The organism is Novosphingobium sp. FW305-C-111 (genome assembly GCF_058783565.1).
Window position 1 is genome coordinate 1 of the sequence record NZ_JBYSYP010000012.1, and the last position, 25,003, is coordinate 25,003.

Annotated in this window: 23 protein-coding genes and 1 tRNA gene; 8 read left to right on the forward strand and 16 right to left on the reverse strand. The window is 67.2% G+C overall.

Annotation, left to right across the window (positions count from 1 at the left end; translation table 11 throughout):
* The 6 genes from AC3WLD_RS13770 to AC3WLD_RS13795 all read right to left on the reverse strand — a co-directional run.
* On the reverse strand, window positions 1-387 hold a 387-nt coding region (locus AC3WLD_RS13770; RefSeq protein WP_492557542.1), incomplete at its 3' end, for a hypothetical protein.
* Between the two features lie 1,008 nt (window positions 388-1,395).
* Complete coding sequence (locus AC3WLD_RS13775) at window positions 1,396-2,610, reverse strand: argininosuccinate synthase (RefSeq protein ID WP_492557543.1); 1,215 nt, start codon at window positions 2,608-2,610, stop codon at window positions 1,396-1,398.
* Window positions 2,611-2,650: 40 nt separating this feature from the next.
* The gene (locus AC3WLD_RS13780) at window positions 2,651-3,952 is read right to left on the reverse strand and encodes a class I SAM-dependent methyltransferase (protein WP_492557544.1); all 1,302 of its coding nucleotides are present in this window, start codon (window positions 3,950-3,952) and stop codon (window positions 2,651-2,653) included.
* A gap of 63 nt (window positions 3,953-4,015) precedes the next feature.
* Window positions 4,016-4,882: a hypothetical protein gene (locus tag AC3WLD_RS13785; protein WP_492557545.1), complete on the reverse strand. Its 867-nt coding sequence runs from the start codon at window positions 4,880-4,882 to the stop codon at window positions 4,016-4,018.
* On the reverse strand, window positions 4,879-6,174 hold the full coding sequence (locus tag AC3WLD_RS13790; protein WP_492557546.1) for a class I SAM-dependent methyltransferase: 1,296 nt from the start codon (window positions 6,172-6,174) through the stop codon (window positions 4,879-4,881). Before AC3WLD_RS13790 ends, AC3WLD_RS13785 begins: the two co-directional genes overlap by 4 nt.
* A 110-nt stretch (window positions 6,175-6,284) precedes the next feature.
* Entirely contained in the window at window positions 6,285-6,668 is a 384-nt protein-coding gene (locus AC3WLD_RS13795) for a glycine zipper 2TM domain-containing protein (RefSeq protein ID WP_492557547.1), read from the reverse strand.
* A gap of 162 nt (window positions 6,669-6,830) precedes the next feature.
* Here AC3WLD_RS13795 and AC3WLD_RS13800 point away from each other — a divergent pair, with 162 nt between their 5' ends.
* Window positions 6,831-7,670: a PhzF family phenazine biosynthesis protein gene (locus tag AC3WLD_RS13800; RefSeq protein WP_492557548.1), complete on the forward strand. Its 840-nt coding sequence runs from the start codon at window positions 6,831-6,833 to the stop codon at window positions 7,668-7,670.
* A 117-nt stretch (window positions 7,671-7,787) separates the two neighbouring features.
* On the opposite strand, the gene rlmN is transcribed toward AC3WLD_RS13800, so the two are convergent.
* Window positions 7,788-9,047: a dual-specificity RNA methyltransferase RlmN gene (rlmN, locus tag AC3WLD_RS13805; RefSeq protein WP_492557549.1), complete on the reverse strand. Its 1,260-nt coding sequence runs from the start codon at window positions 9,045-9,047 to the stop codon at window positions 7,788-7,790.
* 222 nt (window positions 9,048-9,269) lie between these two features.
* Between rlmN and AC3WLD_RS13810 the strand changes: the two genes are divergently transcribed.
* On the forward strand, window positions 9,270-9,944 hold the full coding sequence (locus AC3WLD_RS13810) for an outer membrane protein (protein WP_492557550.1): 675 nt from the start codon (window positions 9,270-9,272) through the stop codon (window positions 9,942-9,944).
* 23 nt (window positions 9,945-9,967) lie between these two features.
* Here the strand turns inward: AC3WLD_RS13810 and AC3WLD_RS13815 are convergent, their stop codons facing one another.
* The 5 genes from AC3WLD_RS13815 to AC3WLD_RS13835 all read right to left on the reverse strand — a co-directional run bounded on the left by AC3WLD_RS13815 (window position 9,968) and on the right by AC3WLD_RS13835 (window position 13,636).
* Complete coding sequence (locus tag AC3WLD_RS13815; protein ID WP_492557551.1) at window positions 9,968-10,456, reverse strand: hypothetical protein; 489 nt, start codon at window positions 10,454-10,456, stop codon at window positions 9,968-9,970.
* Window positions 10,453-11,082: a histidine phosphatase family protein gene (locus tag AC3WLD_RS13820; protein ID WP_492557552.1), complete on the reverse strand. Its 630-nt coding sequence runs from the start codon at window positions 11,080-11,082 to the stop codon at window positions 10,453-10,455. The genes AC3WLD_RS13815 and AC3WLD_RS13820 overlap by 4 nt, the downstream gene beginning before the upstream one ends.
* Window positions 11,083-11,120: 38 nt before the next feature.
* Window positions 11,121-12,536: a CHRD domain-containing protein gene (locus AC3WLD_RS13825; protein WP_492557553.1), complete on the reverse strand. Its 1,416-nt coding sequence runs from the start codon at window positions 12,534-12,536 to the stop codon at window positions 11,121-11,123.
* A gap of 473 nt (window positions 12,537-13,009) precedes the next feature.
* Window positions 13,010-13,300 (reverse strand): hypothetical protein, encoded by a 291-nt coding sequence (locus AC3WLD_RS13830; protein WP_492557554.1) that lies wholly within the window; start codon window positions 13,298-13,300, stop codon window positions 13,010-13,012.
* A 245-nt stretch (window positions 13,301-13,545) separates the two neighbouring features.
* Window positions 13,546-13,636, reverse strand: a tRNA-Asp gene (locus AC3WLD_RS13835).
* Window positions 13,637-13,782: 146 nt separating this feature from the next.
* Here AC3WLD_RS13835 and AC3WLD_RS13840 point away from each other — a divergent pair.
* Window positions 13,783-14,349: a hypothetical protein gene (locus AC3WLD_RS13840; RefSeq protein WP_492557555.1), complete on the forward strand. Its 567-nt coding sequence runs from the start codon at window positions 13,783-13,785 to the stop codon at window positions 14,347-14,349.
* Window positions 14,350-14,829: 480 nt separating this feature from the next.
* Here AC3WLD_RS13840 and uvrA read toward each other — a convergent pair whose 3' ends face one another.
* Complete coding sequence (uvrA, locus tag AC3WLD_RS13845; protein ID WP_492557556.1) at window positions 14,830-17,808, reverse strand: excinuclease ABC subunit UvrA; 2,979 nt, start codon at window positions 17,806-17,808, stop codon at window positions 14,830-14,832.
* 115 nt (window positions 17,809-17,923) lie between these two features.
* Between uvrA and AC3WLD_RS13850 the strand changes: the two genes are divergently transcribed.
* The 5 genes from AC3WLD_RS13850 to AC3WLD_RS13870 all read left to right on the forward strand — a co-directional run bounded on the left by AC3WLD_RS13850 (window position 17,924) and on the right by AC3WLD_RS13870 (window position 21,574).
* Entirely contained in the window at window positions 17,924-18,211 is a 288-nt protein-coding gene (locus tag AC3WLD_RS13850) for a hypothetical protein (RefSeq protein ID WP_492557557.1), read from the forward strand.
* A 128-nt stretch (window positions 18,212-18,339) separates the two neighbouring features.
* Window positions 18,340-19,272, forward strand: a complete 933-nt coding sequence (locus tag AC3WLD_RS13855) for a glycosyltransferase family 2 protein (protein WP_492557558.1) — start codon at window positions 18,340-18,342, stop codon at window positions 19,270-19,272.
* Between the two features lie 5 nt (window positions 19,273-19,277).
* Complete coding sequence (locus tag AC3WLD_RS13860) at window positions 19,278-19,685, forward strand: GtrA family protein (RefSeq protein ID WP_492557559.1); 408 nt, start codon at window positions 19,278-19,280, stop codon at window positions 19,683-19,685.
* The gene (locus tag AC3WLD_RS13865) at window positions 19,685-21,232 is read left to right on the forward strand and encodes a hypothetical protein (RefSeq protein WP_492557560.1); all 1,548 of its coding nucleotides are present in this window, start codon (window positions 19,685-19,687) and stop codon (window positions 21,230-21,232) included. Before AC3WLD_RS13860 ends, AC3WLD_RS13865 begins: the two co-directional genes overlap by 1 nt.
* A 30-nt stretch (window positions 21,233-21,262) precedes the next feature.
* Window positions 21,263-21,574, forward strand: coding sequence for a hypothetical protein (locus AC3WLD_RS13870; protein WP_492557561.1), 312 nt, complete (start codon window positions 21,263-21,265; stop codon window positions 21,572-21,574).
* 169 nt (window positions 21,575-21,743) lie between these two features.
* Here AC3WLD_RS13870 and AC3WLD_RS13875 read toward each other — a convergent pair whose 3' ends face one another.
* From AC3WLD_RS13875 to AC3WLD_RS13885, 3 genes are all read right to left on the reverse strand, one after another.
* Window positions 21,744-22,886 carry a hypothetical protein gene (locus AC3WLD_RS13875; RefSeq protein WP_492557562.1) on the reverse strand — a complete coding sequence of 381 codons (1,143 nt, stop codon included), beginning with the start codon at window positions 22,884-22,886 and terminating at the stop codon, window positions 21,744-21,746.
* 73 nt (window positions 22,887-22,959) lie between these two features.
* Window positions 22,960-24,561 carry a hypothetical protein gene (locus AC3WLD_RS13880; RefSeq protein ID WP_492557563.1) on the reverse strand — a complete coding sequence of 534 codons (1,602 nt, stop codon included), beginning with the start codon at window positions 24,559-24,561 and terminating at the stop codon, window positions 22,960-22,962.
* The gene (locus AC3WLD_RS13885; RefSeq protein ID WP_492557564.1) at window positions 24,479-24,919 is read right to left on the reverse strand and encodes a hypothetical protein; all 441 of its coding nucleotides are present in this window, start codon (window positions 24,917-24,919) and stop codon (window positions 24,479-24,481) included. The genes AC3WLD_RS13880 and AC3WLD_RS13885 overlap by 83 nt, the downstream gene beginning before the upstream one ends.
* Window positions 24,920-25,003: the final 84 nt, after the last annotated feature.

Sequence of the window (25,003 nt, forward strand, 5' to 3'; positions counted from 1 at the left end):
GGTTCTTTGCGTCGTGACATAGTGGGACTCCTTGTTGCCCATTATGCCCGGCCACACACGGAAATCCTGACAGTCCCGCTCGGCCCTGGCAAGCTCTTCGCGTGCCTTCGCCAGGTCCCGCTCGCCATCGGTCCGGCTTCGGTCGCTTTTGTCGATGGCTTTTTCGGCATCCCCGACCGTCTTCTGTCCTTCGGACCAGGCGGTGCCATAGGTGCCAATCTCGCGGCCCCGGTCAGACAGCCGCTCGCCCGTATCCCGCACGGTGCCGTCACTGGCGCAAGCGGCCAGTGCCAGCGAGAGGACGAGCGTCACGCTCGCGGCCGTCTTCCGGGCGATCGAACTTCGCGGAGCAATGGGAGTAACGGCCTTGAAAAGGGTTTCGGACATGGAAGGTCTCCCTTGGTAAGCGGGAGCCCGGATGTCTCTCGGTCGGCGGTGCTTACGAGAAGAATGCCAAGCCGATGAGGCCAATATGGGGTTGCATGCTGCGAATGCAATCACAGGCCAGCGAAAGGAGGGTCATGCTGCACACTAGGTCGGGCAAGGCCGAACCGAACGCCAACAGCAGACTCGAAGACGACCCCCAACGCAAATGGGGACCGGCATCGCTGCCGGTCCCCACTCTCGTCCACCGCTGGCTTTCCCGGTCGTCCGTTTTCGCTCCGTCCGTCCGATTGCGAAGGCCGCCGTTCGGGACACGAAGCCCCTGGGCTGCTTGGAAGCCTGGCTTGCGCCGGGCATCCTCACTTGCCTTCGCCCGTTGCCGTCCGGCCTGCCAGCCACGTTGCTGCTTGCGCAGCGCGTTTCGGCTTCGTCCGTCCTGGTCCACCGGCCTTTCGGCCTGGGATGGGCGTTGATCCTGCGTTCCCCGGCACCGCTCCCGCTGTACTGACGCTTTTTGGCGCGTTCCTGCGGACGGATATCCTGGAAGGATCGATTTCGGGTCACTTTCCGCGTGGTCCCTGCGACCGGTCAGGATCGGGACCTCTAGTCCCTCGCCGCGCCGATCCGGGTGCCGCACTCCGGCGTCCCGGCGACTGCTCCGGGTCCTGCCCGCCCTGCTTTTCCCTGAAAGAAATCAGGTTCCAGCCGGCCTGCCGCTTCCCTTTGCGAGCCGCATCATCCGCACACTTTCAGTTGGAATTTCAAGGCTTTCGCCGCGATTTCCCGGACCGTCCGTGTGCTTCCGATAGACAGAGGCTGCGCTTCATCGGCGAGTCGGACAAGCAAAATCGTACGGAGTTATCCACAGGCAGCACTTTGCCGGTGGACAACCCTGCGGAAACCCGTCATTGGGCGCGGTTTTCCGCGATTTTGCGGCTCCAAGCAGCGGTGCGCAAACCGCCAGCGGTCCCGGGTCGAGCCCGGGACGACGGTGGAGGGCTGAGCCGCGCCTCAGCGATCCCGCTGCGCCAGCAGCCGCAGACGCAGCGCGTTGAGCTTGATGAAGCCCGCCGCGTCCTTCTGGTCGTAGGCGCCGGCGTCATCCTCGAAGGTCACGTGGCGCTCCGAATAGAGGCTGTCGGGCGACTTGCGGCCGACGACATAGGCTCCGCCCTTGTAGAGCTTCAGCCGCACCGTGCCGTTCACCCGCGCCTGGCTGTGGTCGATCGCGGCCTGCAGCATCTCGCGCTCGGGGGCGAACCAGAAGCCGTTGTAGATGAGCTCGGCGTACTTGGGCATGAGCTCGTCCTTGAGGTGCGCCGCGCCGCGATCCAGCGTGATCTGCTCGATCCCGCGGTGGGCGCGGGCATAGATTTCGCCGCCGGGGGTTTCGTACATGCCGCGGCTCTTCATGCCGACGAAGCGGTTCTCGACGAGATCGAGCCGGCCGATGCCGTGCTTGCGGCCGAGGTCGTTGAGCGCGGCCAGCAGCGTCGCCGGCGACATCGCCGCGCCGTTGAGCGCGACGCCGTCGCCCTTCTCGAAATCGATCGTGATGTATTCGGGCGCGTCGGGCGCGTCTTCCGGGTTGTCGGTGCGCGAATAGACGTAGTCGGGGGTTTCCTCCCAGGGATCCTCGAGCACCTTGCCCTCGGACGAGGTGTGGAGAAGGTTCGCGTCGGTCGAGAACGGGCTCTCGCCGCGCTTGTCCTTGGGCACCGGGATCTGGTGCGATTCCGCCCACGCGATCAGCGCGGTGCGGCTGGTCAGGTCCCATTCGCGCCACGGGGCGATGACCTTGATGCTGGGATCCAGCGCATAGGCCGACAGTTCGAACCGCACCTGGTCGTTGCCCTTGCCGGTCGCGCCGTGGGCCACCGCGTCGGCGCCGGTTTCGTGGGCGATCTCGATCAGACGCTTGGAAATCAGCGGCCGCGCGATCGAGGTGCCGAGCAGGTAATCGCCTTCATACCGGGCGTTGGCGCGCATCATCGGGAAAACGAAGTCGCGCACGAACTCCTCGCGCAGGTCGTCGATGTAGATGTTGTGATCGGGCACGCCCATCAGCTTGGCCTTGGCGCGCGCCGGCTCCAGCTCCTCGCCCTGGCCGAGGTCGGCGGTGAAGGTCACCACCTCGCAGCCATAAGTGACCTGCAGCCACTTGAGGATGACGGAGGTGTCGAGCCCGCCGGAATAGGCAAGCACGACCTTCTTGATATCGGACATCGGCAACGCTCCCGCGCGTGAAACTGGCGCGGGGCCGGTATCAGGCAGGGACTGGCTGCGCAACCCGATTGGCCGCGGCCGGGCCCGGCGCGACGAGCGCCGCCTCGGCCTCGCCCATCCAGTCGCGGGTCAGCGGGATGGCGTGGCGATCGCGGACGTACTGGATCTGGTAGTTGCACAGCCCCGAATGTTCGAACCCGGTGGCTGCCCCGGCGAGGTAGAACAGCCACATGCGATAAAACCGCAGGTCGTACATCCGGATGATCTCGTCGCGGTGGGCGACGCAGTTCGCGTACCACGCCCGCAGCGTCTTCGCGTAATGCAACCGCAACATCTCGACGTCGGTGGCGAGGAGGCGGACCTTTTCGCTGGAGGCCACGGTTTCCGACAGCGCCGGGATGTAGCCACCGGGAAACACATACTTGCGGGTGAAGGCGTCGGTTTCGCCGGGGCCGTCCATCCGCCCGATGGTGTGGAGCAGCATCACTCCGTCATCGGCGAGCATCCTGGCGCAGGCACGGAAGAAGGTGTCGAACTGCGGCTGGCCGACATGCTCGAACATGCCCACCGAGACGATCCGCTCGAACCTCTCGCCCCGCGCGGCGAGGTCGCGGTAGTCGACCAGCTCGAAGCGGATGCGGTCGGATACGCCGGCAGCCCGCGCACGTTCCCGGGCGAGATCGAGTTGTTCCTCGCTGAGGGTGATGCCGGTTACCCGGACGTCGCAGTGCCGGGCGAGATAGATCGCCATCCCGCCCCACCCGCAGCCGATGTCGAGGACGCGCTGCCCCGGTTTCAGGGCGAGCTTGGCCGCAATGTGCGCGAGCTTCGCCTCCTGCGCTTCGCCCAGCGTCATGCCGTCGTGCGGCCAGTAGGCGCAGGAGTATTGCATGTGCTCCGGATCGAGGAACAGGCGGTAGAGGTCGTTGCCTATGTCGTAGTGGCTGGCGACATTGGCCTTCGCGCTGCGCGCGTTGTTGCGGCTGGCGAGCGCGTGGCCGATGCGGGTGCGAAGCTTGCCGAGCAGCGACGGAGCCGAAAGGCCCGCACCCCGGTCCCAAGGCTTGTTGGCGCGGATCAGGGTGACGAGGCCCATGATGTCTTCGCCATCGACCAGCAGGCGCCCGTCCATCACCGCCTCGCCCGCGCCGAGCCGCGGGTCGGTGACGATGCTCCGGGCCGCATCAGTGCCTTTCAGGCGGATCGTGACTTGGGGAAAACCGGGATGGGGCAGGCCGAAGGTGCTTTGGCGTCCGTCGGCATGGACCAGCGTCAGCTGCCCCTGCCTGACGGTGTCGCGCAGGAATTTTTCGAGCGCACGTTCAAAGAAGGTGCCGGACAATTTGCCGCTCCTCATCCGCCCCCGGACCGAGGGCATAACGCTGCATCCGTGCGGATTGTTCCGCTAGCGCGAGTTCGCGCCGGCGAGCGCCGAGGTTACGATGGTATCGGCCTGCGCCCTGGCGGCGGCAACGAGTTCCGGCGCTTCCTCGCGCACCGGTACGGCCATGATGGTCTGCTCGGGCACTGCGCGCCACGACTCGCCCGGCCTCAGCGCGAGGTATTCGAAATTGCCCCGGCCCAAGAGATCGCAGGCCCAGACCAGCTCCTCGCTGCGCTTTTCGTCGCGCGCGCAAGCGACCTTAAGCTTCTCCGGTTCGCCCAGCCTGTAGCGCACCGCGGTGAACTGCTTGTCGTGCCGCGCCAGCGCGCAAATCTCGTCATGGTCGGTCTGGCCGAACGGACGGACCACCGCGGCCGGCCTGGGATCGGCATCGGCGCATTCCCGTGCATAGGTGGCGTCGTCCGCGGCCAGCCGCGCCCGCTCGGCATCGCGGATCTGGCCTTCGCGGAGGGTGCAGGCGTAGGAAAGTCCACCTCGTCGATAGCGGTCTTCACCGAGCGCGCTGCACTGCTTGTCGAGCGACATCGGATTAGCGAGCAGCACCCTGGTTTCACGCTGGTTACGGCGGTCGCGGGCCATCTCGCAGCCCTGGTACCAGTCGCTTGCGGTAATTACGGCAGGGCAAAGCGCGGCATAGGCCGCGTCGTCGGTATCGAGTCGCTCGGCATAGGCCCGGTCGCGCAGATCCTGCAGCCGCCCGCACGCGACGTTAAGCGCGCGATCGGTCTTCGAGGGGAACGTCTCGGCCCCGCACAACTCGACCAGCCGCGCCGGATCGCGCAGGTACGGGTTGAGCTCGGCCTCGTCACGTGCCGCTGCCGGGACAGCGAGTCCCCCCAGCGCCAGCGCAGCGAGCCAGCGCCTCACTCCGCCGCCTGTCTTGCGAGGTGCCAATCGGGCACCACGTCGTTCGCGCGCAGGCGGGCGCTCTCCTCGACCATGTAGTCGCGCGTCATCGGGATCGCGTCGCGGCGCTTGACGTACTGGAGCTGCCAGTTGACCAGCCCGCCATAGCGGAACGCCTGCTCCGCCCCGGCGAGGTAGAATTCCCACATCCGGTAGAACTTCTCGTCATACATCGCGACGATCTCGTCCTTGTGCATGACCGTGCGGGCGTACCACTCCTCCAGCGTGTGCGAGTAGTGGAAGCGCATCGCCTCGACGTCCATCACCTGCCAGCCGTGCTTTTCGCTCTGCCCGACCAGTTCGCTGAGCGCCGGGATGTAGCCGCCAGGGAAGATGTACTTGCGCGTCCACGCGTCGGTCGCCCCCGGAGGCCCGGCGCGGCCGCAGCAGTGCGAGAACATCACCCCGTCGTCCTTGAGCAGCTTGAAGGTGTGCTCATAGAAGGCTGGATACTGCGGGGTGCCGACGTGTTCGAGCAAACCCACCGAGGTGATCCGGTCGAATTGCCCCTTGACGTCGCGGTAGTCCATCAGCTCGAACTTGACCCGGTCGGCGACCCCGGCTTCGGCAGCGCGTTCGCGGCAGAACTCGATCTGGTCGGGCGCCAGCGCGACACCGAGCACGTCGACGTCGTAATGCTTGTGCAGGTACAGGGCAAGCCCGCCCCAGCCGCAGCCGATGTCGAGTACCCGCTTGCCCGAACTGGTCTTCGGATCGAGGAAGAGCTTCGAGGCGATGTGCGCCTTCTTGTCGAGCTGAGCCTTTTCCAGGCTGTTATGCGGGTCGCGGTAGTACGCCATGGTGTACTGCCGGTCCTCGTCGAGAAACAGCTCATAGAGGCGGCGGGTCAGATTGTAGGTATACTCGGCGTTCTTTCGGGCGGAGCGGCGATCGTTGAAACTGTCGATCCGCGCGGCCGCCTTGTCGAGGAGCTGGCGGAAGCCGCCCTTGGCACCGAGCGCTTTCTCATGATCGCCCTGCGCGCACCACGCGATGAACAGGATCAGGTCGCGAATGTCGTGCGGCGGTTCGACCACCAGCCGCCCGTCCATGTAGGCCTCGCCGGCCCCGACCCGCGGATAGCGCGCGATGTGCGCTGCGGCGGTCTTGTCGGTCAGTCGGATATGGAGCGGCTTCTCGCCGATGTTGGAAGGGCCGCCCGGCCCGTACTCATGGACCGAGCCGTCATGGTCGGTCACAATCATCCGGCCCTTGCGGACCAGCGCGCGAAGCATTCTGTCGAGCAGCCACATGGGTGGAGAGACTATGGCACCCGGCGCGGGGCGCAAGTGTCATTATGCACATCGAACAAGGGCCCCGCCGCGAAAATCGCAGCGGGGCCCTGCCGGGGAAGCCGGGAAGCTTAGCGGCAGCGAAGGTTGCCGCGGTCGATCTCGCGGCCGAGCAGGGCACCGCCCGCCGCGCCGATGATCGTGCCGACCGTGCGGTCGCGTCCGCCGTCGAGCGAGCGCCCGACCAACGCGCCGACCGCGCCACCGATGATCAGGCCGGTCGTGCCGTTGCTGCGGCGGCAGTAATAGCGGCCGTCGTCGCCGCGCCAGATCCGGTCACCACGCGAAAGGCGGCGCGGCTCGTAGTAGCGGCCGTAGCCGTCGTAGGTACGGTCGTGATGCCGGTCGTGCGCGCGGCGGCCGTGGGCCGGAGCCCACGATGGCGGGTCGGCCAGCGCCGGGGCTACCGGTGCAGCGACAGCAGCGAGCGTCAGGGCCAGGAGTGCTTTCCTCATGGGTCTGTCCTTCTTGAATTTGTGCCGTGATTTCGCGGTCACAACGCCGGGCATTCGGGTTTGCTCCACAACGCCAGATGAACGGCGCTTTTTCGACCAACGGCGCGGGACAAGTCGCACCGGGTCTGCGATGAAGCGCCCCGTTTGACAGGGAGATTCACCATGCTGCTCGACCTCGTGGACGTCTTCGGAAGCCGCCCGATGGCCGGCAACCCGCTCGGCGTCGTGCGCGGCGGCGAAAACCTCACCGCCGAGCAGATGCTCAAGCTGACTCAGTGGCTGGGCTTTTCGGAAACGACCTTCCTCTTGCCGCCGACGACGCCCGATGCCGATTACCGTGTGCGCATCTTCTACCCGGCGGGCGAACTGCCGTTTGCCGGACACCCCACACTTGGCTCGTGCCATGCCTGGCTGGCCGCTGGCGGCGTGCCCCGGCAGGAGAGCGAGATAGTGCAGGAATGCGGCGCCGGGCTGATCCCGATCCGCCGCGACGGCGACCTGCTCGCCTTCGCCGCGCCGCCGCTGCTGCGCCACGAACCGCTGGACGAGGCGGAACAGGCGGAGGCGCTGCGCGTCTCCGGCGCGGACCCGGCGACGGTCATCGAGGCGGTCCATGTCGTCAACGGTCCCAAGTGGCAACTCCTGCGCCTGCGCTCGGCGGAGGACGTGCTCGCGGCAGAGCCGGCCGCGAAAGCACCGATCGGCACCGACGTCGGGCTGGCCGGACCAGGCGGCGACGGGGTCGACTGGACCTTGCGCGCGTTCTTCGCCAACCAGCACGGTGCTATCGCCGAGGACCCGGTGACCGGCAGCTTCAACGCGGGAGCGGCGATGCACCTGTTCGGAAGCGGCCTCGCCAGCGGGCGCTACCTCGCCGCGCAGGGCCAGAAGACCGGCGCGGACGGGCGGATCCACTGCTCGATCGATGAGGAGGGCAAGGTCTGGATCGGCGGCCGCTGCAACATGATCGCGCAAGGCGGAACGGTGCGGGCGTTCGGGTGAGGCGCCAAATGAGCGAGAGGCGTCCCCGCGCAGGCGGGGACATCGTGCCGCAAACGGTCCAGTTGATTGATGGAGGTCCCCGCCTGCGCGGGGACGCACGATGTTTTCAGCCGGGCCCTACCCCAGCGCCGCCTGCTTCTCTTCCGCCAGACGGTCGAGCTCCGCGCGGCTCTTCTTCTCGGCTGCGGTCTTGAGCTGGCCGCAGGCCGCGTCGATGTCACGCCCCCGCGGGGTGCGCACAGGGGCGCTGATCCCGGCCTCGAACACGATCTCGGCAAAGCGCTTGATCCGCTCGGGACTCGAGCATTCGTAGGCGGCGCCGTCCCACGGGTTGAACGGGATCAGGTTCACCTTGGCCGGCAGCTTGTACTGCTTGATCAGGCGGACGAGCTCGCGCGCGTCGTCGTCGCTGTCGTTCTTGTCCTTGAGCATCACGTACTCGAAGGTGATCCGCCGCGCGTTGGAGGCACCGGGATAGTCGGCACAGGCCTGGAGCAGTTCCTCGATCCCATACTTGCGGTTGATCGGCACGATCTCGTCGCGCACCTCCTTGGTCACCGCATGGAGAGAGACCGCGAGGTTGACCCCGATCTCCTCGCCGGCGCGCGCCATCATCGGTACGACCCCGCTGGTCGACAACGTGATCCGCCGTTTCGACAGCGCTAGTCCGTCGCCGTCCATGACCAGCTTCAGCGCGTCGCGCACGTTGTCGAAATTATAGAGCGGCTCGCCCATGCCCATCATCACGATGTTGGTCAGCAGGCGCCCGTCGGAGGTGTAGGCGCCAGCTTCCTCCTCCCCTTCATCGAAGTCGAGGCCCGCCATCGTGCCGCCATTCTTCGGCCACTCGCCCAAGGCATCGCGTGCCAGCATGACCTGGCCGACGATCTCGCCCGGAGTCAGGTTGCGGACGAGCCGCATCGTCCCGGTGTGGCAGAACCGGCAGTTGAGCGTGCAGCCGACCTGGCTCGAGACGCAGAGGGTTCCGCGGTCGGCGTCGGGGATGAACACCATCTCGAAGTCATGCTTGTCCGCGGTACGCAGCAACCACTTGCGGGTGCCGTCGGTCGAAACCTGCGCCTCGACCACCTCCGGCCGGCTGATGACGAAGCGTTCCGCGAGCCAAGGGCGCATGGTCTTGGCAATGTCGGTCATCGCTTCGAAGTCGATCACGCCGCGGTGGTAGAGCCAGTGGAACACCTGCTTGGCGCGCAGCTTCGCCGCCTTGCGGTCAAGCCCCGCCTCTTCGAACAGCGCGGCAATGCGCGCCTTGGGCAGGCCGACGAGATCGACGCGGCCGTCCTCGCGCGGGGTAATGCCGTCGTGGACGCCCGGCCGGGGGACGGGCACGGGATCGATGATGCCGGGGATCTGCATGATGGCCGCGCATATAGGGGACGCCGCGCCATCCGACAACGGCGCTCCGGTTCTGCTCGTCTCGTCGCGGTTCCGGCACCGCGCGGAGGTGGACCGTTGCGCGAATGCCACAGCTAACTCGTTGTATTAGGTTCATGAAACCGGAGTGCGATGCCGATCATTCCTCGCCCTGCACTCTCCCGGAGCGGGAGGGTCCAACGAAGAAAATACGGAGTCGCAAACATGAAGACCATCCTCGCCACCCTCGCTGCGGGTACTGCCCTCGCTGTCGCCGCCCCCGCCATGGCGCAGGACGCCAGCCCGGCCGAAGCCTTCTCGGGCCCCTACATCGGTGCCGTCGCCGGTTATGATCACAACCGTTCGGGCAGCACCAAGGACATCGACACCAACGCCGATCTCAAGCAGTCGATCGACGGCGTCGTCTATGGCGGCACCATCGGCTACGACATCGCGACCGGCAGCAACGTCGTGATCGGTGCCGAAGCCGAGCTGACCGACAGCACGGCCAAGTGGGACAACAACAACGGCGTCCCCAACGCCTTCAACCTCGGCCGCGTCGAAGCGGGCCGTGACATCTACGTCGGCGCTCGCGTCGGCTATGCGATGTCGCCCGAAACCATGCTCTATGCGAAGGGCGGCTACACCAACGCGCGCTTCAACCTTGAGGGCACCGACGGCACCACCAACCTCAGCCAGCGCCTCGACACCGACGGTTACCGCCTCGGCGCGGGCGTCGAGCAGAAGTTCGGTTCGAACGCGTTCGGCCGGCTCGAGTATCGCTACTCGAACTACAGCAAGGGCGAGTTCGACTTCGAGGGCGAAACTCCGGACACGAGCCGCTTCGACATCGACACCGATCGTCACCAGGTCGTGGCCACGGTCGGCCTCCGGTTCTGACCTGTGACCCGCGCGGGGCTGCCTCAGCGCAGTCCCGCGCACCCCGCCAGCGCGGCGTCGATCGCCGTCGCCGCGCCGGCGAGGGCATAGTGATCGCGGATGACCTTGCCGTCCGCGCCGCGTGCCGTCACCGTCATGCTTCCCGCCGAGCGCATCGCCGCGACGATCCCCGCGTTGGCCGAGCCGTCCGCCGCCCACGCATCGCCGCCGCCGCCGACGAGCGCGAACTTCTGTCCCCCCACCGTCACCGCGATCCGGTCACCGTCCGCCACCTTGCGTGACAGGCGGACGTGGAGCTGGTTGCGCATACCTTTCTTCGGCCAGTGCCCGACCGTGGCGTAGGGCTGATACTCGATCCGCTTGCCGCTCACCGGTTCGGCCATGGCGATGGCGTAGCAGCGGGGCACGCCGGGATCGCGGAACGCGCCCCACGCGCCGAACACCCCCAGCCCGTCGCGAGCCAGCGCCGGCGTGGCGAGCAGCGCGGCGGCGAGGAGCAGGCGCCGGATCAAGCGTGCCGCGCTCCCTGTTCGCTGCCGAGGAACAGCGTCTCGCGTCCGTTCTCGATCAGCGAGATCGAGCCCTGCACCAGGCTCGGCGCGATCGGCGTGCCATGCTCGGGGTGGAGCGGATGGCCGGCCATGATCCCGCGCAGCACCCGGCTGGAGATGCCGTGCATCACCACCACGTGGTCGCCGGGCCGTTCGCCCACCTCGCCCAGCCAGGCGGTGAGCCGCGCCGCGATCATCGCATAGTCCTCGCCGTCGGGCGCCGGGCGGAGGAGGTGGTCGTCCAGCCGGATCGCCCCGTGCTCGGCCTCGACCTCGGCGTAAGTGCGCATGCACCACGAGCCCATGTCGATCTCGCGCAGCGCATGGTCGCGCCGCGCCGCGAACCAGTCGAGCCCCGCGGCTTCGGCGACCAGCGCCGCGGTCTGCAGCGCCCGCCCCGTCTCCGAGACGTGGAGCGTGGCCCCCGGCCGCAGCGCCCCCCGCAGCGCCTCTCCCATCGCCACCGCCTGCCTGAACCCAAGCGATGTCAACGGGGTATGGATGTGGTTCGCCTGGAGGACGTGGGCGGCGTTGTACACCGTCTCGCCGTGGCGCATGATGAAGAAGCGGGCGTTGTCGGCTGGCATCGCACCGGCGCTAGCAGCACCGCGCCCCTTCGCTCAACTCACTTCTTTTCCAGCTGTCCGCGCACCGCGCCCTTGGGGAACGCGGCGGTGTGGATGTTGACGTAGTAGCCCGCCGGGTTTTCGACGATGGGTTTCAGCACCGCCGGCTCGACCGCGATGCATTCGTCGTCTGTCACGTCGATGGTGATCACCGGCCCGCCGTCGACGCCCGCCGCGCCGGTGTGGACGTGCGCCATCGTCGGCTTGTCGGTGTTTTTGGCCGAGAGCGAGTAGCAGAAGTCGCCGCTGTCGGCGTCGATCTCGACCGAGAACGCGCCCGATCCGTCGGGATCCCCGCCCGCCGTCTCCGCCGCGCCGGTCAGCGTCGCCACCAGCGTCACCGGCGCCGCCAGCGCCGCCGCCGGGGCAAAAGCGAGCGCCGCCCCGCCCAGTCCGAGGAGGATTTTCATGTGATCGACTCCCTTTCCGTTGTCCTGTGCCCGCGATCCTACACCCGGGCGGGCCCGGAGGGAATTGACCGCGCGCAAGGGCGGAAGTTGACGAAGTTGACGGGGTGCAGGGGGAACCTCCCCGGCACGGAGAGATCGGACAGGCCCACCCCTAACCCCTCCCGCAAGCGGGAGGGGGACTTGTGACGCTGCTTCTCCCCCTCCCGCTTGCGGGAGGGGGTCGGGGGGTGGGCAGACGAGCGCGAGTGGGCATACGAGCGCGGGTGGGCAAGCGGCACCACCCGGCATCCCCTTCACCTCCCACCCGCCGACCAGCGCCTCGACCGTCGCCACCGCGGTGTCGAGCCGGCCGTCCCACGCCGCCGCGGCCTGCTTGGCCGCCTCGGCCCGGCGCGCGGCGACTTCGGCGTCCTCGATCGCGTCGTTTTCCTGCGCCGCGAGGATCGCCGGGTTGCTCTCGGCCTCCGGCTCGCCGGCCCAGCCGCCGTTCCAATAGGAGTCCTCGGCCGCATCCGCCGCCTCGCGGATCACCTCGGCGCGCGGACGCGGGGCCTGCCAGTCGCCGCCCGCGCCCTCTGCAGCCCCGTCCGCCGCGATATGGGCGAGCAGCGTATCGAAGGCCCCCGCCCCGGCCTCGCCGGTGAAATCGCCGATGCCGCGCGCGGCGCAGCGCCGGTCGAGCCGGGCGAGGTGTGCCAGCAGCAGCCGCGAGTCGAAGCGGACCCGGCTGCCGACCAGCTCGCCGCGAAACCACACCGGCTCCTCCACCCCGTGGAGCGCGCGTTCGGCGAGGAGCTGCTCGCTCGCCTCGAGCGCCAGCACCAGCGCCGCGTCCCACGCCCGCGCAAACACCGCATCGCGCCGCCGCAGGACGTAAGCCGCCTGCGCGCTCATCCCCGCAATCCCGCAAGCCCGCCGCACCTGCCCGTCCTGCGCCAGCGCATCGAGGAACTTGACCTTGCGGGCAGGCGTCCAGCCATCGCGGCGGCACAGATCCTCCCCCAACGGGGGAGGGGGACCATCGGCACGATGGAGGAGGGGCACGCCCGGTGAACGAGAGGGCGCGTCATGAACAGGCCCACCCCCCGCCCCCCTCCCGCCTCCGGGAGGGGGAGAACCAGCGCAACCAGTCCCCCTCCCGCTGGCGGGAGGGGTTAGGGGTGGGCATGTCTCGAACGGAGAGCCCCCCTCCCCCGGCAACCCGAGATCACGCGAAGCGGGCACCCACCCGCGACCGAACGGCGATGAAGGCTGGTCCATGATTTTCCTCGTCCGACTGGAACAAATGAAGAATCACGGGGTGTAGGCGGGATTGGAGTGTGTAGGACAGGAAAAATGTCAACAATATACTTGCAATATCAGTAAATATAGGTTATGGTATACCTACCTTCAACAACAAAGGAGTTTATTATGAAGATTTGGATTACAGAATACAATGTAGAACAGATTGTTAAAAATGCAGGTATACAACTTGATGTCTACACACCAAACGGAGAGGACAGGCTCGGCGACCTCACTGTCACCAAGACAAAGCTTATCTGGTGCGCTGGAAGGACGCACAAAAAGAACGGCGTCGAAATCTCCTGGACCGACTTCATCGAGTTCATGGAAAATAAAAAATAGAAAATATTTTCTAGAGCAGGCTCCCCAGCATCCTCGCGCTTCGCCGCTTTCAGCACGCTCGCATCGACCCACGGAATGTCGGGACGCTTGTTCTGGAAGAGTTCGGCCAGCGTGAGGATCGGAGGCGCGGGTGCTGCCCCTGGCACTCGCCTCAACCAAGTTCGCTAACGTTAGCGGAATGCAAAAGGGCCGCCCCGAAGGACGGCCCTTGAAATGTGGTGTCACGCACCGCCACCTAGTCCGAAGACTAAGACTGCAACCCTAGCACGGCGTTGCCGGTGATGTTGCTGGGCTACGATCTTAAGATAGCGCGGAGAGGTTACTTTTTCAACAAGAAACGGAACTGAGCGCGCCGAGGTGATGTGCGCGCGCTCAGGCAACTCCGTTCAAGTGGCGGTGCGTGAGGGATTCGAACCCCCGGAGGACATCACTCCTCTACCGAATGACAATCGGCTGCCTTCAACCACTCGAGCCAACGCACCGTCTCGCGCGCTGTGCCATATCCTATACGCGTCGTCAATATTGAAATCATGCGCTGAGAACATACTGGGGACAAACGCCTTCGGTTATGCATAATGCGTAGGGCTTAGTGGTTGCAGCGAACGAAATGGTCCGCTATACGGATGACATGAACATGCTGACGAAAAAGCAGGCGGAGTTTGAAGATGCTGTTCGCGCAGCTGAGATAGACGTTCGCAACAAGCAGGCGGCGCTTCGAGCGGCAGAGCAGTGGCTTGAGACGACGAGGGCCCGGCTAGAGGGGTTTCGCGTGGCCATGGACTATATTGCCGAAGCCCCGGCCAGTGCGTCCACTCGACGGGCAGTCAAGATTACGCCCGCTGCCGGGAGGCAGCGGACGAGGCAGCTAACTGGGCACTGGCAGAAGATCATGCAAACAGTGCATGGTAGAGAGTTTGGATATGCGGACTTGATTACGGCTGCGTCCCTTGTGGGGCATCAAGTTGGAAAAGAGACGCTCCGTTCGCAGATGTCTGGTTATAAAAAGGCCGGCATTGTCGAAAGCGCAGGAGAAGGCCTCTTTCGGATCACCCATTACGGAAAGGAAGCCGCTGGGATCTCGCAAGAGGATCAACGGCTCAACGAGAATGGGGAGGCCGAAGCCTCCCCAGCCGCCAGCGAACCTGGCGCTTCGCCAGATGAGGCAACAGACGACTTTGATCGCCTGTTCTCATGAACCTTGCCGTCACAAGGATTACAGTGACACTCAGGATTACGGTGACAGGATTACGGTGACACTTTACTAAATCCCCAATTCCCACCACCAGCGCGCCGAGCGGGGACACGCAATAGCATGTCCCCGTGTCACGACGCGTAGCCATCCCGCTTCCCTGCGTCTCCGCGTCTCTGCGTGCACCCATTCCAGCGCCGCCCTGCGTCACCGCTCCACCGCCCGCTGCGCGGACGGCCGCTCTCACCATCGTGATCTTGATGCCCGCGTTCACGGCGGGTGCCCCTCCAACACCTACGGCGGTCCCGCTGTGGCCCAAGGGCCACGCCTTCGGCTCCCCCCATTCCGGGGAGGGTTGGCTTTGCGCCTCTCTTCTTCCTTTGCGCCTTTGCGTGAACCCGATCCAGCGCCGACCCGCTGCTCGCTGCGCGAACGACCAACAGGCCCACCCCCCGGCCCCCTCCCGCAAGCGGGAGGGGGAGAGGGTTATTCCGCCGCCACCCGGCCCCGCTCCAGCAGCGGCGCGAGGTATTGGCCGGTGAAGCTGCGCGGGTTGCGCGCCACCTGCTCGGGCGTGCCCTCGGCCACCAGCTCGCCGCCGCGGATGCCGCCTTCGGGGCCGAGGTCGAGGATCCAGTCGGCGGTCTTGATGACGTCGAGGTTGTGTTCGATCACCACCACCGAATTGCCCTGGTCGACCAGGCGGTGGAGCACCTCGAGCAGCTTGCGCACGTCCTCGAAGTGGAGGCCGGTGGTCGGCTCGTCGAGGATGTAGAGCGTCTGCCCGGTCGAGCGCCGGCTGAGTTCCTTGGCGAGCTTGACCCGCTGCGCCTCGCCGCCGGACAGCGTCGTCGCCTGCTGGCCGACCTTGACGTAGCCAAGCCCGACCTCGTTCAGCATGTGCATCCGGTCGCGGATCGGGGGAACGGCCTTGAAGAACTCTTCCGCGTCCTCGATCGTCATGTCGAGCACGTCGGCGATCGAGTGGCCCTTGAACTTCACCTCGAGCGTTTCGCGGTTGTAGCGCTTGCCGGCGCACTCCTCGCAGGTGACGTAGACGTCGGGGAGGAAGTGCATCTCGATCTTGATCAGGCCGTCGCCCTGGCACTTCTCGCAGCGGCCGCCCTTGACGTTGAAGCTGAACCGCCCGGCCTTGTAGCCGCGCGCCTCGCTCTCCGGCAGGCCGGCGAACCAGTCGCGGATCAGGGTGAACGCGCCGGTGTAGGTCGCCGGGTTGGAGCGCGGGGTGCGGCCGATCGGCGACTGGTCGATCTCGATCACCTTGTCGCAGTGTTCGAGGCCGGTGATCCGGTCGTGCGGCCCGGCGATGACCCGCGCGCCGTTCAATGTGCGCGCGGCGCCGGCGTGGAGCGTGTCGATGGTGAAGCTCGACTTGCCCGAGCCGGAGACCCCGGTGACACAGGTGAAGGTGCCGAGCGGGATGCTCGCCGTCACGTTGCGCAGGTTGTTGGCCCGCGCCCCCTCGACCGTAAGCTTGAGCCCGTTGCCCTTGCGGCGCTTGGCCGGCACCTCGATGCTGCGCGCGCCGGTGAGGTACTGGCCGGTGAGGCTGTCCGGGCTGGCGAGGATGTCCTGCAAGGTGCCCTGCGCGACGATCTCGCCGCCGTGGACGCCCGCGCCGGGGCCGAGATCGACCACGTGGTCCGCGGTGCGGATCGCGTCCTCGTCATGTTCGACCACGATGACCGTGTTGCCGAGGTCGCGCAGTCGCTTCAACGTTTCCAGCAGCCGGTCGTTGTCGCGCTGGTGGAGGCCGATGCTGGGTTCATCCAGCACGTAGAGCACGCCCGACAGCCCGCTGCCGATCTGGCTGGCGAGGCGGATGCGCTGGCTCTCCCCGCCGGAGAGGGTGCCGCTGGTGCGGTCGAGGTTGAGGTAATCGAGCCCGACGTTGTTGAGGAAGCCCAGCCGCTCGTTGATCTCCTTGAGGATGGCCTTGGCGATCTGGCGCTGCTGGTCGGTGAGCTGGCCTTCCAGCTCGTCGAACCACGCCTTCGCCGCGGCGACCGAGCGGCGGGTGACGGACGAGATGTCCGCCCCGGCGACCTTGACGCTCAGCGCCTCGGGCTTCAGCCGCGCGCCGTGGCAGGTCTCGCAGGGCTGCGCGGTCTGGTACTTGCCCAGCTCCTCGCGCATCCACGCGCTCTCGGTCTGCAGCAGGCGGCGGTTGAGGTTGCCGATGACGCCCTCGAACGCCTTCTTGACCGTGTAGCTCTTCTTGCCGTCGATGAAGGTGAGCGGGACCGGCTTGCCCCCGGTGCCGTGGAGGATCACCAGCCGCACCTCGCCCGGCAGCTCGGCCCACGGGGTTTCGAGGCTGAACCCGAACTCCGCGGCGAGGCTCGCCAGCACCTGCATGTAGTACGGGCTCGGCGGGTTTGACTTCGCCCACGGCACGATCGCGCCCTGCTTGAGCGAGAGGTGTTCGTTGGGCACGACCAGCTGGTCGTCGAACAGCAGCTTTTCGCCGAGGCCATCGCAGGCCGGGCACGCGCCCATCGGCGCGTTGAACGAGAACAGCCGCGGCTCGAGGCTCTCGATGGTGAAGCCGCTGACGGGGCAGGCGAACTTTTCGCTGAACACGATGCGGTTGGGCGGGAGGCCGGCGCCCTTGAGGTTCCTGCCCTGAGTCCCCGCGGAGGCGGGGACCTCCATCGGCTGTGCACTACCGCCCGAGGCCCCCGCCTTCGCGGGGGCGCGGCTGGTGACTTCCGCCACCGTCGTATCCGCCAGGTCGACATAGGCCAGCCCCTCGGCCAGCTTGAGCGCCTGCTCGAAACTGTCCGCCAGCCGCGTCTGGATACCGTCGCGCACCGCGATGCGGTCGACCACCACCTCGATGTCGTGCTTGTATTTCTTGTCGAGCGCCGGGGCGTCCTCGATCGCGAACATCTCCCCGTCGATGCGGACGCGGGTGTAGCCGGCCTTCTGCCACTCGAGCAGTTCCTTGCGGTACTCCCCCTTGCGCCCGCGCACCACGGGGGCGAGCAGGTAGGCGCGTGTACCCTCGGGCAGGGCCATCACCCGGTCGACCATCTGGCTGACCGTCTGCGCCGCGATCGGCAGGCCGGTGGCGGGCGAATAGGGCACGCCGACCCGCGCCCACAGCAGGCGCATGTAGTCATAGACCTCGGTCACCGTCGCCACGGTCGAGCGGGGGTTGCGGCTGGTGGTCTTCTGCTCGATCGAGATCGCGGGGCTGAGCCCGTCGATATGCTCGACATCGGGCTTCTGCATCATCTCGAGGAACTGGCGCGCATAGGCCGAGAGGCTCTCGACATAGCGGCGCTGCCCTTCGGCATAGATCGTGTCGAACGCGAGGCTGCTCTTCCCCGAGCCCGACAGCCCGGTGATGACGATCAGGCTGTCGCGCGGGAGATCGACGTCGATCCCCTTGAGGTTATGCTCGCGCGCACCGCGCACGGAAATGGTCGAAAGGGACATGCGCCGGGTTTGTTCCAGATTTGTTCGATTCAGGCAAGGGCGCAGAGCCCCCCGCCGCCGCCGCCGGAGAAGCCCCGCGCCGGAGTTTCCACCATTTGGGAAGCGATGCCCCGCGATGCAACTTGGCAAGCGGTTGATTGTTGGAGAGAAGGAGCGGGAGAACTCATTTCCGCTTGGGAAGCTGCCACAGATGATGGACAGTTTTATCGGACTTGTGCTTTTGTCGATCGTCATTGCTGCAGCTTCAAAGGCGCTCATCAACCAGATGAGGGCAAACGCAACTGCCCGCACCGCTCAACACCGGGAGCTGCTCTTGGCGATAGAGCGTGTGGAGCAGGCCATTGAGATCGTCGGCCTCGATTGCGATTCCATCCCGCCCGGTAGCCGCCCAGCCAACGACTGAAAGCCATAGACACCTTGGCGCTTCCACATTGGATCAATCTGGGATCTGCCATGGGCGCATTCGCCCTTCCCCATTATTGCTGCGTCTGCGAAGGTTAGCCGTCGTTAGTCGATGCCCGGGGGGTCGTTTTGTCGGACGCACGCGTGGCGGTGCTGCTGCCTTGCTATAACGAGGAGGTCGCTATCGGCGCGACTGTCGCGGGGTTTCGCGCGGCGATCCCAGGTGCGGTCGTCTATGTGTATGACAACAACAGCTCCGATCGCACGGCGGAGGTCGCGCGCGCGGCGGGGGCGGTGGTGCGGACAGAGACGATGCAGGGCAAGGGCCACGTCGTCCGCCGGATGTTCGCGGACGTCGAGGCCGACATCTACGTCATGGCCGATGGCGACGCGACCTATGACGCCGCGGCCGCGCCGGCAATGATCGCGGCGCTGGTCGAAGGTGAGCTGGACATGGTCGTGGGCGCGCGACAGCACGAGGTTTCCGCAGCCTATCGCCCGGGCCATGAATGGGGCAACCGCATCCTCACCGGCACCCTCGCCCGCCTGTTCGGTCGCGCCTTCAAGGACATTCTCAGCGGCTACCGGGTGTTCTCGCGGCGCTTCGTCAAGAGCTTCCCGGTGCTGTCCGGCGGGTTCGAGATCGAGACTGAGATCTCGGTTCACGCGCTCGAACTGCGGATGCCGGTGGCGGAGATCGAGACCCGCTATGGCGCGCGGCCCGATGGCTCGGCATCCAAGCTGTCGACCTACCGCGACGGGCTGCGGATCGTGCGGACGATGGCGACGCTCTACCGGGTGGAGAAGCCGATCCCGTTCTTCGGGACGATCGGCGCGCTGTGCTTCCTGGCTGCCGTGATCCTCGCGATCCCCCTGATGTTCACTTACCTCGAGACGGGGCTGGTCCCGCGCTTCCCCACCGCGATCCTTTCGACGGGACTCGTGATCGTATCGTTCCTGTGCCTGTTCACCGGGCTGATCCTCGACACCGTGGTGCGCGGGCGGCGCGAGGTGCGGCGGCTCGCGTACCTCTCGATCCCCGCGCAGAAGCGCGCGGAGTGAGCGGGATGGGGGGCGCGACGGGCGACTGGCGCGAGACCGCGAGCCAGTTCCTTCGCTATGCGGCGACGGGCGGGCTGGCCTCGGTCGCCAACGTCGGGGTCTATTGGGTGCTGGCGACCACGGCGGGGATGAACCCCAACCTGGCGTGGACGATCGGCTATCTCGCCGCGGTCGCCATCGGCTATGTCGTCCATTCGCGGTGGAGTTTCCGCGGGCATGGCGAGCGGCACGGGCTGGTGCGGACGGGCGGCAAGTTCTTCGCGGTGTCGCTGGTCAGCTATGGGCTCAACTCGTTCTGGGTGTGGCTGCTGGTCGAACGGCTGGACCTCGCCACCTGGACGCCGGTCCCGCCGGCGGTGTTCGTCACCCCGGTGATCGTGTTCCTGCTGAACCGGCAGTGGGTGTTCCGATAATGGCGCGGCTGCGCGCGCTGGCGCTGGTCCTGCTCGGTGCGGCGATCCTGCTGGTGCCGGCGCTGGTCAATCGGGCGCCGTTCGTGTTCTATGACACGACCCATTACCTCGAGACCGGCCAGTCGATCTGGGGCGCGGCGCATGTGACGTTCCCGGGCCTCGGCGGGGCGGACGCAAACTCATTCGCCGGGAAGGCAAGTGCCGCCCCAGCCGCCGCTGCGGTGCCTGCCGCGCCCGATCGAAATGAATCGCTGACGTACGTGGGCGGGCGCTCGCCCTACTTCTCCGTCGTGCTCGCCCCCCTAGTCGGGTGGCTGGGACTGTGGCCGGCGGTCGTGTTCCAGGCGTTGGCGGGGAGCTGGCTGGTGTGGCTGGCGATGCGGCTCGCGTTGCCGAGGCAGAGCAAGGGCGCAGCGTTCCTCGGCCTGTGCGCCGTCCTGACCGCCGGATCGACGCTGTCCTATTTCGCGGGCTTCGTGATGCCCGACGTGTTCGCCGGCTACGCGATCGTCGGCCTGCTCCTGCTGGCGGCCCCGGCAGAATGGCTCGGCCCATGGGAGCGCGCGGGGCTGGCCGCCCTTACCGCATTCGCGATCCTTGCCCACGCGACGATCCTCGCGCTCGCGGGGCTGACGATCCTGTTCTGTCTGTTCGCACTGCGCCGCTCGGGCCTCGCGTGGGGTGCGATCGCCAGACGGCTCAAGTGGACGTTCGCCGCGATGGCGCTTGGACTGGCGGGGGGGCCGGTGTTCTCGCTTGCCTGCCAGGTTCTGCTTCACGACAAGCCGCGCAGCCCGCCCTATCTGATGGCGCGGATCCTCGCCGACGGGCCGGGACGGCTCTACCTCGCCGAGGCCTGCCGGGACCCGGATGCCTTCGCCATCTGTGCCTTCCGGGGCAAGCGGATGAGCGATCACAACGACATCCTGTGGTCCGTGGATCCGGTAGAGTCGATCTTCCAGGCGGCGGACTACGACACCCGCGTGCGGATGGAGGACGAACAGCTCGCCTTCGTCCTCGGCGCGGTCCGGCATGCCCCGTGGCTGGCGGTCCGCGCGGCGACAGGCAATGCGCTTGCCCAGCTCGGCACCTTTGGCGTGGCGGGGGAGATCGGCGCGACCCGGCGGTCGTGGGACACGATGCTCCATGCCGCCCTTCCGGCACGCACCGCAGAGATTACCGGGAGCCGTTCGTACCAGGGCGCTTATCCGTTCACGGTGACAGACCCGCTGCAGATCGTGGTGTTCTTCGCCGGGCTTGTGGTCGTGCTGGCCGGAGCGGGCCGCGCTGGCTTGCTCGGCCGCCGCTTTGCGCGAGATAAGGTCACGCCGAGAGAGCGGGAGCTCGGGGCCATCGCGCTAGGCATCGTCGTGATCATTGTCCTCAACGCGGTGATGTGCGGAGTTCTGTCCGGACCAACGCCGCGCTATCAAGGCCGGCTGACCTGGCTGGTGCCGCTGTGCGCCACGCTCCTGCTCATCCTGCGGCGGGTCGAGGGATCGCCCCATCGCAAACCCGTTGCCTCGGCTCCGCCCACAAGCCATTGAAAGCGCTTCAGGGACTGGAGGGTCGCACCGATGTCGCATGTTCGTTTCGCCGCCGCGCTGGCGTTTGTCGCCGCGCTGGCTCCCGTGGCTGCGCAGGCCGACGATCCGCGTGATCCGGCGATGAAGGACCGGGTGCTGCGGCAGAAAGATGCAGCGGTCACGCGGAACCTAAACGCCGCCGAGCTCGAGCGGACTCAGGCGCGGGACCGGGGCTATGCCGCCGGCTGGGCCGCGACCCGCGCCGCGCCGGACTCCGACGCCGAATACCAGCGGGCGATGGCCGAGTGGCGGCGGGCGGTGAAGCTCTGCCGCGAGGGCTATACCGAATACTGCGCGCGGTAAGTCGGGCGCCCCCCCGACATCAGGCCCACCCCCCGCAAATCAGGCCCACCCCTAACCCCTCCCGCAAGCGGGAGAGGGACCTGAAGCGCTATTCTCCCCCTCCCGCTTGCGGGGAGCCGGAGGCGTTTGCGAACGCAAACAGCGGGTTGGGGGGTGGGCTCGTGTCTCCCTACCCGCCCACCAGACGCTGCTGACAGCGGCGCAGGTCGCCGTAGGTGTCGGCCGGGTAGAACCCGCCTTCGGGCAGCTCGCGGGTGCGGTTGGCGGGGTCGAACTGGTCGCTCGCCATGCGGGCGATCGTCTGGTGGCTGGCGGGGACGGCGAAGGCGAGCCAGGCGGCGAGCGTGGCCGCGATCAGCGCGCGCGGCGTCTCCGGCGCGGGCAGCGCGGCCAGTGCTCCAGCCAGGAACAGCAGCATCAAGTAGGTGATCCTCAGCTCCGCCATCAGCGCCAGCGGCAGCGCGGAAAGCGCGGCGAGGAGCAGCAGCCGCGTCGCCGCCTCGCTCGCCCGGGCATGGCGCAGCCACAGGAGGCCGAGCAGGACCGCGAACAGGCTCCACGCGGCGATGCTCCACGCAGTGCCCATGAACGGCAGCGGGACGGCGGTGAGCGCGAGGCCGAGCGCGAGGTTCTTGGCGGTGTTGACCAGCCGCAATCCGGGCCCGAGCGCGGCGAGGTGTGGTCCGGGCTCATAGAACTGGAGCCCCCACAGCACCCCCGCCACCCCCAGCGCGGTCAGGATCACCCCGGCGGCCGGGTCGCCCTTCGCGCGGCGCAGGCCATGCCGGGTGAGCAGCGCCAGCGGCAGGGCGAGGCAGGTCAGCTTGGCGAGGTAGCCGGCGAGGTACAGCACCGCCCCCGCCCCGCGTCGCCCACGCTCCGCGGCGATCAGGGCGAGGAGCACGAATAGCGTCATCAGCAAGTCATTGCGCTGGGCGATCCAGCCGACCGGGAACGCGACCTGCGGGGCGAGGCTCCAGGCAAGCACCGCCGCGAGCGCCCGCCCCTCGCCGATCCATCGCCGCAGCAGCGCGAACGCCAGCGCGCAGTTGGCGAGGTGCAGTACGTGACCCACGAGGTGATGGGCGAGCGCGCTCGGCCCGAACGCGGCGTTCATCAGCGGGTACGACAGCCACCACACCGGGCGCAGGTACTGGGTATGCGTCGCCTGGTGCCACGCCTCGGCGAAGGTCACCGGGACCACGGTGAAGTCGTCGGCGATGAACCCCTGGCCGATCGACGCCCCGAACGCCGCCCACCACAGCAGCGCCCACAGCGGCAGGAACGCGAGGGTCAGGCGGCGCGCGGTCATGCCCGGTGCATGGCCGAGGCGGCGGGGCGAGGCAACCGGTTCCCCTCCCGCAGGCGGGAGGGGGAGAGCGCCGTCAGTCCTTCTTGCCGACGATCGCGCCGGTCAGGCTGTATTCGTTGGCGGCCGGGGTCGCGAAGGTATCGACGAAGAAGCTTCCGCCGACCTCGGTGTAGCCGTTGCCGAAGAACCACCCGGCGATCGAGCCGCTATCGTCGCCCGGTCCGTCGATGCTCGCCTGCCAGCCGTTGGGCGAACCCGAATTGAGCGCACCATTGGTGAACAGGTACGTCCCCAGTGCCAGCGTCGAATTGTCGGCGAAGGTCGCGGTCGGCGTCATCTGGCCGCTGAGCGTGCCGGCGGTGAAGTTCACCGAAAGGCTCGCCGCGCCCGACAGCGAGCCCACCCCGCCCGAGGCCAGCGATCCTTGCGCGGTGCCGAAGACCTTGCCGGTATAGGTCGCGCTGCCGGTCGCCGCGGCGAAGGTGCCGCCGGCATTGCTGGGCAGGCCATAGATGAACCAGGTCTCGGTCCGCTCGCCGCTCTTGCTGGTCTTGAGCACGCCGAGGCCGGTGTGGGTCAGCTGGATGTCGCTGTTCGAACCCGCCGGCTTGTACAGCTTGAGCGTGCTGGTCTCCCCGTTCACCGTCTTGGTGAAGGCGCGGAACTGGCCGTCGGTCTGGCTCGCATCGGCATCGGCCGGGGCGAAGCTTTGCGAATATTGCCCCGGCCCGCCGGTAAAGGTCGGCGTCGTGCTGCTGACGGTGTAGGTCTGGGTGTCGGCGTTGTAGCTGATGTTGGAATTGCCGCGGAAGGTCGTGCCCGAATAGGCCCCGCCGCTGTCGAGGGCGAAGCGCGCGCCTTGGGAATTCGAGACGAACGAGACGCTCTTGGTCAGGTTGACCAGGTCGGTGTTGGTCTTGGCAGTGGTCAGCTCCTGGCTCTTGCGGCCGAGCAGGGTCGCGACCACGGCAATGCCGTTGAGCGGATCGGTGCCCGAGATCGCCGCACCCACTTCCTCGCTGTTCGGCCCGAAGAACTGGCCGTTGAGGATCGAGGCGATGGTCCCGACGGTGACCTGGCCGTTGAAGAAGTTCGTGTTCGAACTCATCACCAGGTTGTTGCCGTTGATCCCGCCGGAGCCGGTGAGCGCGCCGGTCGAGGAAAACTCCTGGTAGCCACCGCTGACGATGATCTTGAACGTCTCGAAATCGACGTCGATCGTGCCGGTGCCGCGCATCGAGACCGGCTGGTCGGTGAACGCGTAGACCCCGAGAATGTCCACCGCATAGCGCGCCGCGCCGGTGCGGCGGACGGTCGCGTCGGTGGTCGGCACGCCATAGACGAAGGCGTCGATCGTCGCCGAGATGGTCGAGGCGCTTTGCGTGGTGCGCTGGAAGTACCCGGCACCGACGTACTGGTAGGTCAGGCTGCCCGAGGTACCCGGCTGGGTCAGCGACAGCGTGTCGGTGACGTTGCCCGAAACCTTCTTGAACACCTTGAGCTGCGCGGTGCTGCTGGCGGAATCGAGGTCCGAGGGCAGGAATGTCTGCGTCCGCCCGCCCGAGCTGACCGAGTAGCTCTGGTTGGTGGCGTTATAGCTGATGGTCAGCGCGGTCGTGGTCGCCGTGGCGCTGCCCGGGTTGCCGTTCGTCGGATAGTTGGCGGTACCGACCACGGCCCTGTTCTTGAACGATTCCGAGACGAGCGGCGTAACCAGGTCGTCGTTCGCCGTAGGTGTGGGCGTTGGAGTCGGCGTTGGGGTCGGCGTAGGCGTAGGCGTAGGTGTAGGTGTAGGTGTAGGTGTAGGTGTAGGCGTGGGAGTTGGCGTCGGGGTGGGAGTTGGCGTCGGCGTGGGAGTTGGCGTCGGTGTCGGCGTCGGGGTGGGAGTAGGCGTCGGCGTGGGAGTTGGCGTCGGTGTCGGCGTCGGGGTCGGCGTGGGAGTCGGTGTAGGCGTCGGGGTGGGCGTGGGCGTGGGCGTCGGCGTCGGCGTCGGCACCGGGGTCGGCGTGCTGTTCACACCGCCGCCGCCGCATCCGGCCAGCATCAGCGAGAGCGCGAGCATCGAGGCCTGCGCGATCCGATAGTCCTTGCGTGTCATGCGTCCCGTCTCCCCTTGT